Here is a 12,394-nt window from a genome sequence, read left to right on the forward strand (position 1 = left end):
TCACCTCCCTTGCAATCCGGCAGCGATGACCGCGCGCCCGATCGGTGCGGCAACCGAACCACCGGTGGCTGCAAGTGCACGGTCGCCACCGTCCTCGACGAGTACGGCGATCGCAATCTTCGGTGCCTCGGCCGGTGCGAAAGCGATGTACCACGCGTGCGGTGGTGTGTTTCGAGGATCGGTCCCGTGTTCGGCAGTGCCGGTCTTCGACGCGATCTGCACACCGGGAATCTTGCCCTGTGATCCGGCGTTGTTCTCGGCACCGATCATCAAATCGGTCAGAGTCGAAGCGACCTCCGTGCTGATGGCCTGGCCTTCCGATTGTGGCTTTGTGGTCGACAGGTCCGACAGATCCGGTGCCTGCAGCTGACTGATCAAGTGCGGTGCCATCCGAACTCCGTTGTTCGCCACTGTTGCTGCGATCACGGCATTCTGTAGCGGCGTCAGCGCAACATCTCGCTGACCGATACTCGTCTGGCCCAACGCAGCATCATCGGGGATGGATCCGATCGTGCTGTCGGCGACGGGGAGCTGCAAGGACGTCGTCTCCTCCCCGATACCGAACGCACTCGCGGTATCTCGAAGCGCATCGGCACCGGTCTTGATGCCGAGCTCGACGAAGGCGGTGTTACAGGATCGAGCGAACGCCTCACGTAGCGACGCCGTCGCCCCGCCACCGCACGTGCTGCCGTTGTAGTTCTCGAGGGTGGTCTGGGTGCCGGGAAGGGTGATGTTCGACGCCGCCGTCAGCTGATCGTCAGGTGTGGCACCCCTCTCGAGGGCCGCCGCCGTGTCGAGGACCTTGAAGGTCGATCCCGGCGGGTAGGTCGCCGATATCGCACGATTCAGCAACGGCTTGTCAGGATCGGCGTTCAGTGCATCCCACGCCTCGGTGGTCTGTTGTCCGTCGTGGCTCGCCAACGAATTGGGGTCGTAGCTCGGTGTACTCGCCATCGCCAGGACGTTGCCCGTGGAGGGCTCGATCGCGACGACGGATCCGGTGTAACCCTTGGACGTGAGCTGGTCATATGCCACCTGCTGAACGACGGGGTCGATGGTGGTCACCACGTTGCCCCCGCGCGGGTCGCGTCCGGAAATCAGATCGAAGAGGCGACGACCGAACAGACGATCGTCCGAACCGTTGAGCACCTGATCTTCGGTGCGCTCGAGGCCACTGCTCGAGTAGAGCATCGAGTAGAACCCGGTGACCGGCGCATTCGCCAACGGGCTCGACGTCGCAGCCGGATTCGACGGGTAGGTGCGCAGGTATTTGTATCGGTCGTCGGTGCCGAGCGATGCGGCAAGGACCTGACCCCCCGCCGAAATCTGTCCGCGCTGGCGGGAGTACTCGTCGAGTAGAACGCGCGAGTTACGCGGGTCGGTCCGCAGATCGTCCGCCTTGATCACTTGCAGGTAGGTCGCATTGGCGAGAAGGGCCACGATCATGAACATGACGGCGATGGAGACTCGTCGAAGTGGAGTGTTCACGGTCGTTTCACCATTTCGGTCGGCGCTTCTGCGATCGGCGTCGCCACGACAGGCTTCTTGTTCGGAACGGCGGGTTCACGCGCCGCGTCGGAGATCTTGATCAGCAACGCCAGCAGTAGATAGTTGGCGAGTAGCGAGGACCCGCCGTACGACATGTACGGGGTGGTGAGTCCGGTGAGAGGAATCAGCTTGGTTACCCCACCCACCACGACGAACAACTGAATGGCGATGGTGAACGCGAGGCCGGCAGCGAGAAGTTTGCCGAAGCTGTCACGAACGGCGAGCGCGGTGCGCAGGCCCCGGATGATGAAGACCAAGTAGAGGACCAGGACTGCAGTGAGTCCGATGAGTCCGAGCTCCTCGCCAACCGTCGCAATGATGAAGTCGGTCTTTGCGAACGGGACCTGCGACGGACGCCCACTGCCCAGACCGGTCCCCGCGAGGCCGCCCGTGGCGAAACTGAACATCGACTGGACGATCTGGTAGCCGGTGTCGTTGTAGTCCTCGAACGGATGCAGCCAGGTATCGGTGCGGATCTTGACGTGTCCGAAGACTTGATAGGCGAACAGGAAGCCGATCAACAGCAGCGCGAATCCGATGATGAGCCAGCCGACTCGCTCGGTGGCGATGTAGATCATCACCAGCACGGTGCCGAAGATCAGCAGCGAAGTACCGAGGTCCTTCTCGAATACGAGGACGGCGACCGAGACGATCCACACCAGCAGAATCGGACCGAGGTCGCGCGCACGGGGGAAGTCCATCCCGAGTACATGTTTGCCGGCAGTGGTGAACAGTTCACGCTTGGCGACCAGGAGCGAGGCGAAGAAGATCAGCAGCAGGATCTTTGCGAACTCGCCGGGCTGAAGGCTGAAGCCGGGCAGCCGAATCCAGATCTTCGATCCGTTGACCTCGGAAAACGCCGACGGCAGCAGTGCGGGAATGGCGAGCAGCACCAGACCTGCAAGACCGACGGTGTAGCTGTAGCGCGCCAGCGTGCGGTAATCACGCAACAGGACCAGCACGGCAATGAATCCGGCGATCGCAAGGGTCGTCCAGAGCACCTGCTGATTGGCGTCCGGCGACGGGATTTCCTGACCCAAGTATGCGGCCGATTGCTGGTCGGCGAGATCGAGGCGATGGATCAGCACGAGGCCCAGACCGTTCAACAGCGCCACGATCGGCAGCAGCAGCGGGTCCGCGTGGGGCGCGAACCTGCGGACCGCGAGATGCGCCACCGTGACCAACGCCAGATACGCCAGCGAGTACTTGACGAGATCGAGGGTGATGGTTTGTTCCTGGCTGGCCTCTACCAACACCAAGGACATCGTGGTGATCACTACCGCTATCCCGAGCAACAACAACTCGACGTTACGTCGGTTCGACTGAACGGGTGCCGGAGCAAATCCTTCCGGCGGACTCGGAAAGGATGCCCCCGCAGACGAATTAGAGCTCATCAAATACCGGCCCTACAGTTCTGGCCTGCTACTTGCGGTGCTGACGGTGCTGGGGTGGGCGTTGGTTCGGGCAGGACCGGTGGCGGGGCATCGGGCGCCGGAGGCAAGGCTGGGGCACCGGGTGGCGGTGGCACCGGTGGCACCGGTGCCACCGGCGTCGTGACAGCCGGGGTCGCAGGCTCGGGTGTGCACAGCGGCAACAGATCACCGGAGGCGAGCTGCTTCATCTGTCCGTTCGCATCGTCGAGCTTGCCCGACGGGAGTCCGGCTCGCACCTGTTCCCGAGCGGCGGGCACCAGATCGTCGACTTCGAAGACGTCACACGAGCTCGAGGCTGAATCCGGGCCGCGCAGGGTGAGCGTGCCGTCTGCGTCGAGGCAGCCGATGGCGTGGACCGTCTGAAGCGAGTAACCCAGTATCGAACCCGGCACTCCGCGCATTACGGCGACGCTGTTGTTCTCCTCGCCGACGTAGTAGTTGTTGCGGATCGCCGCGTTGGCAACGAAGGCGCCGCCGACCAGCAATGCGATGAGCGTCAGCGCGACCAGCGACCAGCGGAGCTTGTGCGACTTCTTCTCGGGTTCCGGTGCGGGAGTAGCGATTCGCTTCGGTGTCGACCTCGGCGGCCGCATAGCCGCAGCACGACCGGCGGCGGTGTTGAGCGGCGGTGAGTACTCTTCTTCCTCGGTACTGGCCGCACCCCCGACGATCGGGTGACTCTGGCCGTAGTCGAGGTCGATGACGTCCGCGACGACGACGGTGACGTTGTCCGGTCCACCGCTTCGCAGAGCAAGTTCGATGAGGCGGTCGGCGCTCTCGGCGCAGTCGCCCTCATTCATGGTGTTCTCGATGGTTTCGTCGCTCACCACGTCGGACAGACCGTCCGAGCAGAGCAGGTAACGATCACCCGCACGAACCTCGCGGACGGTCAGCGTCGGTTCGATCTCGTTACCGGTCAATGCCCGCATGATGAGTGAGCGCTGTGGGTGTGTGTGCGCCTGCTCGGGTGTGATCCGGCCTTCGTCTACGAGCGACTGAACGAAGGTGTCGTCGCGAGTGATCTGCGAGAGCTTGGTGTCGCGAAGCATGTATGCCCGCGAATCGCCGATGTGAACGAGGCCGATCTTCTTGCCTGCGAAGAGAATTGCGGTGAGTGTCGTGCCCATCCCGTCGAGTTCGGGCTCGTCTTCGACCTGATCGGCGATGGAGGCATTGCCCTCGCGGGTCGCGGCTTCCAGCTTGCCGAGAAGGTCGTCACCGGGCTCGTCGTCGTCGAGGTGCGCCAGGGCGGCGATCATCAACTGCGAAGCGACCTCGCCCGCGGCATGTCCGCCCATCCCGTCGGCAAGCGCGAGGAGTCGAGCTCCTGCGTAGACGGAGTCTTCGTTGTTGGATCGCACGAGTCCGCGGTCACTGCGGGCCGCATAACGCAGTACAAGAGTCACGGGCGCAACTCGATCACGGTTTTGCCCACACGCACCGGAGTGCCGAGTGGCACGCGGACGGCAGTGGTCACCTTGGCCCGGTCGAGGTAGGTGCCATTGGTCGACCCGAGATCTTCGACGTACCAGTCACCCCCGCGTGGCGAAATCCGTGCATGCCTGGTCGACGCGTAGTCGTCGGTCAGCACGAGTGTCGAGTCGTCGGCGCGGCCGATGAGAACCGGTTGCGTGCCGAGCGAGATGCGAGTTCCGGCGAGACCGCCCTGTGTTACCACTAGATTCTTGGCAACCTTCTGTTTGTTGAACGAGGGAAGAACCTTTGAGCCTCGGGAATAGCGTGCCGGCATTCGCATGCCGGACGCGGCATATATGTCGCTACGTAGGGTTCGCAGGACGGCCCAGACGAAGAACCAGAGCAAGAGTAGAAAACCCGCTCGGGTCAGCTGCAGAATCAATCCCTGCACAGCCGTCCACCTCCTTTGCCACATCTGTGTCGACCAGCGTGGAGAACACGCCGGTTCCTTCCCCCATGCACGCACCACGTGCAGACGTTTTCACACACAGCATCCTAGAGAGAAGCTGTGTGTGTCGATCACCATACTGGCGGGGTGCGTTAAACGATGCGGACCAATATTTCGGAGTGTCCTGCGCGGATGACGTCGCCGTCTGCCAATTGCCAATCCTGAACGGATGCGCCGTTGACGGTGGTGCCGTTGGTCGAACCTAGATCAGACAACATCGCGACGCGTCCATCCCACCGAATTTCGACGTGTCGCCTCGAGACTCCGGTGTCCGGGAGCCGGAACTGGGCATCTTGGCCACGGCCGATGATGTTCTGGCCTTCACGAAGCTGGAAATAGCGGCCGCTGCCGTCCTCGAGCTGCAATGTCGCGGCCAGACTCTGAGCGTCGTTGTACGCGGGCTCGGCGTAGCCGTAGTCGGGCTGTTGATACCCGCCTTGCTGGTAGCCGCCCTGCTGGGACTGATAGTCGTAGGCTGGCTGCTGGTACGACGCTGGCTGCTGGTAGGACGCAGGCTGTTGGGCGGGCTCGGCGTAGCGCTGGTCCCCGTAAGCCTGCTGGGGCTCCCCGTAGGCCTGCTGTTCGCCGTAAGCCGGCTCGGCGTACGCCTGCTGGCCATACGCCTGCTGGTCCGAGTAGCCCTGCTGATCCTGATAGCCCTGCTGGCCCGAGTAGGCCTGTTCGGGTGGCGGCTGAGCCGAGTATCCCTGGGCGTAACCACCCTGCTCGTAACCCTGATCCGAATACGCTTGCTGGTCGTACCCTTGATCGCCGTAGGCCTGCTGTTCGTAGCCCTGGTTGTACTGATCGCCTCGGGGCTGACCCTGCTGCGGGGGAGCCTCGGAATCGGCACCGTAAGCGCCGTTCGCATACGGAGCGCCGTTACTGTGCGCGTCATATCCGTTTTGGTCGCGGGCCTGCGCATAACGCGGATCTTGGCCGGGAGCCGGATACCCGTTGCGGGCGCGCGGATCGGGGCGAGAGCCGTCGGCGGGTTCGCGTTGCGGGTCGTAGCCTGGGTTCTGCGTCATGGGGCCGGCTCCTGATGTCGACTTAGGTGGGGCTGACGGTCGCGGGGGGCGTTGGCCGGCCGCCGAGGCGTTTCCGGTTGCAGTCGACGATCGTCCCACATCGGGATCGACCGAACCACTGGCCCGGAACTGGCCGGTGTGCAAGGTGGGCGACGGTTCGAATCGAACCACGACATCCCCGTACGTCTGCCAGCCCTGATCACGAATGTAGTCACTGAGGTGGCGTGAAAAAGCCTTCACGGTCAGATCGTGATCTGCGGCGAGTCCGTCATGGTCGGAACTGTTGATGGTGATCACATAGCTGTTCGGTGCGAGGTAGTGGCCGCCGTCGAGCGGACGGACCAAATCCGACGCTTCCTGCTGAAGCGCTGCCTCGACTTCCTGCGGAACCACTCCGCCACCGAATACTCGGGCGAATACGTCACCGACCGCGCCTTGCAGCTTTCGCTCGAAACGCTGGACAATTCCCATGGTGACCTCTCCTCCCATCTAGTGCTCGGGTCTGCATTGTTCCTGCTCGAGGAACGAACTTCGAGTAGGAACCGAACGCGTGACCGCGAACGCGTGTCGGCTCGAGGTCTTCGTCCATGCATGATATACGTTGCGGGTCGGTAAATACCCGTGCGCTGAACGGTCGACATCTCGATTTCTTCGTCACCGGATATGCATGTTAACGTTCACCGGTCACCCGGGCGGGTGGCGGAATGGCAGACGCGCTGGCTTCAGGTGCCAGTGTCCTTCGGGACGTGGGGGTTCAAGTCCCCCTCCGCCCACAACACTGGTCGCAGCTGATTCGTTCGCTGCGGCCAGTGGTTTATTTACGACCGAAATGTCGCGATGAACACAGAGAAGGCCCGGCCGAATTCGTTCGGACGGGCCTTCTCTTGTCGGCCTGGTCAGACCCCCTTCTTGATCATCTCCGCGCACTTTTCACCGATCATCATCGTGGTGATGTTGGGGTTGACGGCCACGATTTTCGGCATGATCGACGCGTCGGCCACACGTAGGTTGCGGACCCCTTTGACCCGCAACTGCGGATCCAGGGGTGTCTCGGGATTGTCGGCAGCGCCCATCGATACCGAGCCTGTGGGGTGGTAGACGGTGTTGTGGGTGCGGGTGATGTAGTCGGCGATCTCGTCGTCGGTGCGTACTTGGTCACCCGGGAACAACTCCATTCCCGCCCATTCGGCCATAGCAGGCTTCCCGACGATCTCACGGGCAAGCTTGATCCCGTAGGTCATGATCTGCATGTCGTACGGGTCCGAGAAGTACTTCGGATCGACGCGTGGCTTGTCGCGGAAGTCTCGGCTGCGCAGACGGACTGTGCCGCGCGAACGTGCGTCCGTGACATTCGGGGTCAGACAGAACGCGTTCTCCGAAGTGGGGTACCCCTGGCGCAAGGTGTGCATGTCGAACGGGGTGTTGCCGAAGTGGAACATCAGGTCCGGTCGGTCGCGTTCCCTGTCGATGCGGGTGAAGATTCCGATTTCCCACCACTGCAATGACTCGGTGACCATCGGCTTCTTCGCGTCCCACGAGATGACGCCCTCTGGGTGATCCTGCATGTGCGAGCCGACTCCAGGTGAGTCCACCACTACCTCGACGCCGATTTCGCGCAGGTGGTCGGCGGGCCCGATACCGGAGAGCATGAGCAACTTGGGGGAGTCGATCGCGCCGGCCGAGACGATGACCTCTCGATCGGCGTGGATGGTGTCGGTGTGTACCAGGTCCGGGTTCAAAACCTGTACGCCCGTGCATCGTTTGTCCGCGTCGATAATGAGCTTCTTGACCCAGAGTCCAGTGAGGACCTCGAGGTTGGTGCGCGTGTTCATGATCGGGTGTAGATAAGACACCGATGACGAGGACCGTACGCCGTCCTCCAGGGCGTTCACCTGGAAGAACCCGGCGCCCTCGACAACCGTGCCGTTGTTGAACTGCACGGTTGGAATGCCGGCTTGCTCACACGCTTCGAGAATTGCTACACCAGCCGGGTCCACGGCTTCGATGTTCCGGATGCGTACCGGGCCGTCGTGACCGTGATGAGTGCCCGGTTGGTCGTTGTTCTCGAGCTTCCGAAGTAGCGGCAGCATCTGTTCGGAGTCCCAGCCGGCGGCACCGTACTTGCCGGCCCACTCGTCGAGATCCTCGGCAGGCGGCCAGAAAGCGATGCACGAGTTGTGTGAGGAACAACCACCCAGCACCTTCGCCCGCGACTGGCGCATGAACGAGTTTCCGTGCTCCTGCGGTTCGATCTGATAGTCCCAGTCGAAACCTGATCCGAGCAGTGCAGGCCAGCGGGTGAGCTGGAGGACGTCGTCGACGCCGACGTCGCTGGGGCCGGCCTCGATCAACGCAACGGTGACGGACGAGTCCTCACTGAGACGTGCCGCCACAGCCGCGCCGGCGCTGCCGCCGCCGACGACCACGTAATCGAATCGCTTTTCGGACATGTTTCTTGCGCCTCTCCTCGAACCGAACCGAATCGAACCGGACAATCGGTGGTGTGCTCAGTGCTGCGGGAACCAGCCGGTGACTGCGGGCCGGAGGTTCTGGTAGATGTGCTTGATCTCCTGGTATTCGGCCAGACCGGTCGGACCCAGCTCACGGCCGTTGCCCGACATACCGAATCCGCCCCACTCGGCCTGCGGCAGGTAGGGGTGGAAGTCGTTGATCCACACGGTGCCGTGGCGTAACCGTGCAGCCACGCGCTCGGTCTTTCCGGCGTCCTGACTCCAGACGCCCGCGGCGAGCCCGTACCGGGTGTCGTTGCCGATGGCGATGGCCTCCTCTTCCGTGCGGAAGGTCTCCACGGTGACGACGGGGCCGAAGCCTTCTTCCTGAACCACTGACATTGCGGTGTTGCAGCCGTCGAGGACCGTTGGCAGATAGTAGAAGCCCGACTCGAGGTCTCCGGTGCCCCATTCGGCGCCGCAGCCGACGACGGCGCCCTCGGCGATGCCTGCGTCGACGTAGGCGGTGACCTTGTCACGATGGTCCGCAGAGATGAGCGGACCTGTCTCGGCTGCTTCGTCGAACGGCCCGCCCAAACGAATCTGCTTGGCGCGACGGATCAACTCCTCGACGAAGCGGTCATGGATGGACTCCTCGACGATGAGACGCGCTCCTGCCGAGCACACCTGGCCGCTGTGGACGAACGCTGCGTTGAGGGCATTGTCGACAGCTGCATCGAAGTCGGCGTCGGCGAAGACGACATTGGGGTTCTTCCCGCCGAGTTCGAGGGCCACCTTCTTGACCGTCTGAACTGCCGCTGCAGCGACCACGCGGCCCGTCGCGAGCCCGCCGGTGAACGAGACCATGTCGACATCGGGATGTTCCGACAGCGGCGCGCCTGCGGTGGCACCGGCGCCGAGCACGAGGTTTGCCACGCCCGCCGGTAGTCCGAGCCCGTCGAGCACATCCATCAGGAGCATCGCAGTGTGCGGTGTGAGTTCGCTGGGCTTGAGCACGAATGTGTTGCCCGCTGCGAGAGCAGGTGCCACCTTCCACGCCACCTGCAGTAGCGGATAGTTCCAGGGGGTGATCATTCCGCAGACACCGATGGGCTCGTACACGACCTTGCTCACGACGTCGGGCATGCCCGGGTCCACCACCCGGCCTGCCTGCTGCCCGGCGAGCACCCCGAAATAGCGGAAGCTGGCACTGATGTCGTCCATGTCGATTTCGCTCTCCACGAGGCGCTTGCCCGTGTCGAGTGACTCCGCGCGGGCGAACTCGTCCTTACGTTGTTGGATCGCCTCAGCGACCCGTAACAACAACGCGCCGCGTTCGGTCGCAGAGGTGGAACTCCATACTCCGGCGTCGAATGCCCTTCGGGCCGCGGCGATGGCGGCGGCCGTATCGGCACCGTCTGCCTCGTCGACGGTGCCGACAAGCTCGCCGTTAGCCGGGCAGTGGATGTCCCGAGTTCCACCGTTGACCGCAGAGGTCCACTCACCATCGATAAACAACGTCTTGGGCATGAGGCTGGTCTCCTTGCTGCATGGGTTGTGCTGATAGGGCTGTCCGTGCGGGTGGAATGGTCAGGAACCGCCGCTGTTCTCCTCGAGCTGGAGGAAAGTCAGATGTCCTTCGTAATGGTCGAGGATATCTTCGATGACCTGGTCTTTCGTATATCCCATGATGTCGTATCCCTGACCGGAACCACCGTCCAGATAGACCTCCATCCGGTAGTACTCGTCTTCGGTACGAGGCAGAGTCAGCCCGAAGGACGGGACGGCGACCTTGCGTCGCCACACCTGATAGCGGAACGGATGAGCGTGGTCTGCGCCGACCACGAGTTCGTACATGTCCTCGGCGGCGTCGACGGGACCGCATCGGGCATCGATTCCCTGTGCCTGCATTTCTTCGACGACCTCGTTGAAACTAGGCAACACCACCTCGCGTCCGAACTCCCGCACTCGATCCTCGCCGGGGAATCTGAGAACCCGACTGAGTCTGTGGCGCCAGGACCAGTCGACTCCGCGGTTTCCTCCGGTGCGGACCGAGAGTGAACCCGGCAAACTCTGTTCGACGCTTTCGATTCGGAATGTCTCCACTCTCAGCGATCGGTAGAGCCCGATCATGACGAGGATGATGACGAAGGCGAAGGGCAAGCCCATGATGACCGCAGCATTCTGCAAAGCGCCTACACCGCCGACGAGGAGCATGGCCACGGTCAGACCGCCGGTCGCCAGTGCCCAGAAGATGCGAAGCGCCGCATTGCCGTCGTGCTGCGGGCTCGGCAGGTGCGAGGAGAGGTTGGCCATCACCAATGCGGCCGAGTCCGCGGACGTGACGTAGAAGAGAAGAGCGGTGAAGGTGGCGAGGGCGGCGATGAAGATGAATGCCGGATAGTCCCTCAGGAGTTCGTAGAACGCGCCCTCCGGGTTGAGGATCGCTTGTTCGCCGAATTCGTTGTCACCGCCGCGCACCCGCTGGAGGGCAGAGTTTCCGTAGACCGAGGCCCACATGAGGATGTACAGAAAAGGGATCGTCAAGGTCCCGACTACGAACTGGCGGATGGTGCGGCCTCGGGATATCCGCGCAAGGAACAGGCCGACGAACGAGGCCCACGCGATCCACCAGGCCCAGAAGAACAGTGTCCAGTCGGTCATCCACGTGCCGGTGTCCTCGAATGCGAAGGTCTGACCAACCATGTTGGGGAACAGTCGGACGAAGTCGCTGACGTTCAGAACGAGGGCGTCGAGCAGGAACTGGGTTTGGCCCATCACGAGCACCCAGATCGACAGTGCGAACGCCAGAAACACGTTGAGAAGCGAGAGAATCTTGATTCCCTTGTCCACGCCCGAGGTGGCCGAAAGTGTGGCAATGGCAACACCGACGGCGACGATGCCGATTTCGACACCGGTGCTGACCTCGAGTCCGAAAACTATGTTCAGTCCCACGTTGATCATCACGACGCCGATTCCCAGCGAGGTCGCCACGCCGAAAATCGTTCCGAGTAGTGCAGCGAAGTCGACTGTGTCGCCCAGCACACCCTTGACGCGTTTGCCGAAGATGGGTGCGAGTGCCGAGCGGATCGCCAACGGCTGGTTCTTCCGATATGCGAAGTACGCCAACGCGATCCCCATCAGGGCGTAGAGGCCCCATCCACTGATTCCGTAGTGGAAGAGCGTCCATACGGTCGCCTCGCGGGCAGCATCTACCGAAGCGGCTTCGGTGCTCGGCGGTTGGAGGTATTGCGTCACCGGCTCGGAGACGGCGAAGTACATCAGGTCGGTGCTGATGCCGGCGGCGAAGAGCATGGACGCCCATGACAGCAACCCGAACTCGGGTTGCGAGTGAGCGGGCCCGAGCTTGATATTGCCGAATCCAGAGAGAGCCAGGTAAACAACGAAAACGAGCACGATCGCGACCAGCGCTACGTAGAACCACCCGAACCAGTCCGACGTCCACGTCACTGCGCTGCCGAGCACACTCTCCGCGTTCTCCGGTGCGATCAGCGCCCAGATCGTAATCGCAAGAGTGAACAGCGCAGCGGGTACGAAGACCCGCCAGTTCACCCGCGATCGAGCCTCCGGTTCTTCGGCCACAGCTGGCTTGGATTCCTCGACCGAAGAACTCACAAATCTGTTCCCTTCTGTTGCCTGCGCACCCGGATGGCGGTGTCGGCACTGTGCTCGTAAACACAGTGAAACACTGGAGGTGACGCTTCCGTTGGCCTCACCCTAGTCCTGGGGAGGCGGGCTCTCGGCCCTTTGAGCTGCGAAAATTCGACGCACCACAGCAAGTCGGTCCAGTTCGAGGCGCACCGTTTCGGTCGCCTGCGGCATCGCTGGGGACCCACCGCGAAGAGCCGATCCGGACTCCAGGTGTCGGACTGGTGATGCCCAATGCACTGTTCGCCGAGTGCAATCCGGCTTTCGAGCGGTGTGTGGTCAATCGTCCGGGACTCGGCGGGCGCACCTCCCGACAAACCAAGGTATCGAATTACACGG

Annotated in this window: 8 protein-coding genes and 1 tRNA gene; 1 reads left to right on the forward strand and 8 read right to left on the reverse strand. The window is 62.6% G+C overall.

Annotation, left to right across the window (positions count from 1 at the left end; genetic code table 11):
• From H2510_RS06230 to H2510_RS06250, 5 genes are all read right to left on the reverse strand, one after another.
• The gene (locus H2510_RS06230; protein WP_186627453.1) at positions 1–1,488 is read right to left on the reverse strand and encodes a penicillin-binding protein 2; all 1,488 of its coding nucleotides are present in this window, start codon (positions 1,486–1,488) and stop codon (positions 1–3) included.
• Positions 1,485–2,942 (reverse strand): FtsW/RodA/SpoVE family cell cycle protein, encoded by a 1,458-nt coding sequence (locus H2510_RS06235; RefSeq protein WP_084348235.1) that lies wholly within the window; start codon positions 2,940–2,942, stop codon positions 1,485–1,487. The genes H2510_RS06230 and H2510_RS06235 overlap by 4 nt, the downstream gene beginning before the upstream one ends.
• Positions 2,942–4,387 (reverse strand): protein phosphatase 2C domain-containing protein, encoded by a 1,446-nt coding sequence (locus H2510_RS06240; protein ID WP_186627454.1) that lies wholly within the window; start codon positions 4,385–4,387, stop codon positions 2,942–2,944. The genes H2510_RS06235 and H2510_RS06240 overlap by 1 nt, the downstream gene beginning before the upstream one ends.
• The gene (locus H2510_RS06245; RefSeq protein ID WP_084348233.1) at positions 4,384–4,848 is read right to left on the reverse strand and encodes an FHA domain-containing protein; all 465 of its coding nucleotides are present in this window, start codon (positions 4,846–4,848) and stop codon (positions 4,384–4,386) included. Before H2510_RS06245 ends, H2510_RS06240 begins: the two co-directional genes overlap by 4 nt.
• A gap of 149 nt (positions 4,849–4,997) precedes the next feature.
• Positions 4,998–6,407 (reverse strand): FhaA domain-containing protein, encoded by a 1,410-nt coding sequence (locus H2510_RS06250; protein ID WP_315901260.1) that lies wholly within the window; start codon positions 6,405–6,407, stop codon positions 4,998–5,000.
• 219 nt (positions 6,408–6,626) lie between these two features.
• Between H2510_RS06250 and H2510_RS06255 the strand changes: the two genes are divergently transcribed.
• A tRNA-Leu gene (locus H2510_RS06255) sits at positions 6,627–6,709 on the forward strand.
• 123 nt (positions 6,710–6,832) lie between these two features.
• On the opposite strand, the gene H2510_RS06260 is transcribed toward H2510_RS06255, so the two are convergent.
• Genes H2510_RS06260 through betT form a run of 3 tightly spaced genes read right to left on the reverse strand, consistent with a single transcriptional unit; the run spans position 6,833 to position 12,022 of the window.
• Positions 6,833–8,386: a GMC family oxidoreductase gene (locus H2510_RS06260; RefSeq protein WP_186627456.1), complete on the reverse strand. Its 1,554-nt coding sequence runs from the start codon at positions 8,384–8,386 to the stop codon at positions 6,833–6,835.
• Between the two features lie 57 nt (positions 8,387–8,443).
• The gene (locus H2510_RS06265) at positions 8,444–9,916 is read right to left on the reverse strand and encodes an aldehyde dehydrogenase family protein (protein WP_186627457.1); all 1,473 of its coding nucleotides are present in this window, start codon (positions 9,914–9,916) and stop codon (positions 8,444–8,446) included.
• A 60-nt stretch (positions 9,917–9,976) separates the two neighbouring features.
• Positions 9,977–12,022: a choline BCCT transporter BetT gene (gene betT, locus H2510_RS06270; RefSeq protein ID WP_186627458.1), complete on the reverse strand. Its 2,046-nt coding sequence runs from the start codon at positions 12,020–12,022 to the stop codon at positions 9,977–9,979.
• Positions 12,023–12,394 lie beyond the last annotated feature (372 nt).

Source organism: Rhodococcus sp. BP22 (genome assembly GCF_014281965.1).
In the GTDB taxonomy this organism is placed as follows: Bacteria; Actinomycetota; Actinomycetes; order Mycobacteriales; family Mycobacteriaceae; genus Rhodococcoides.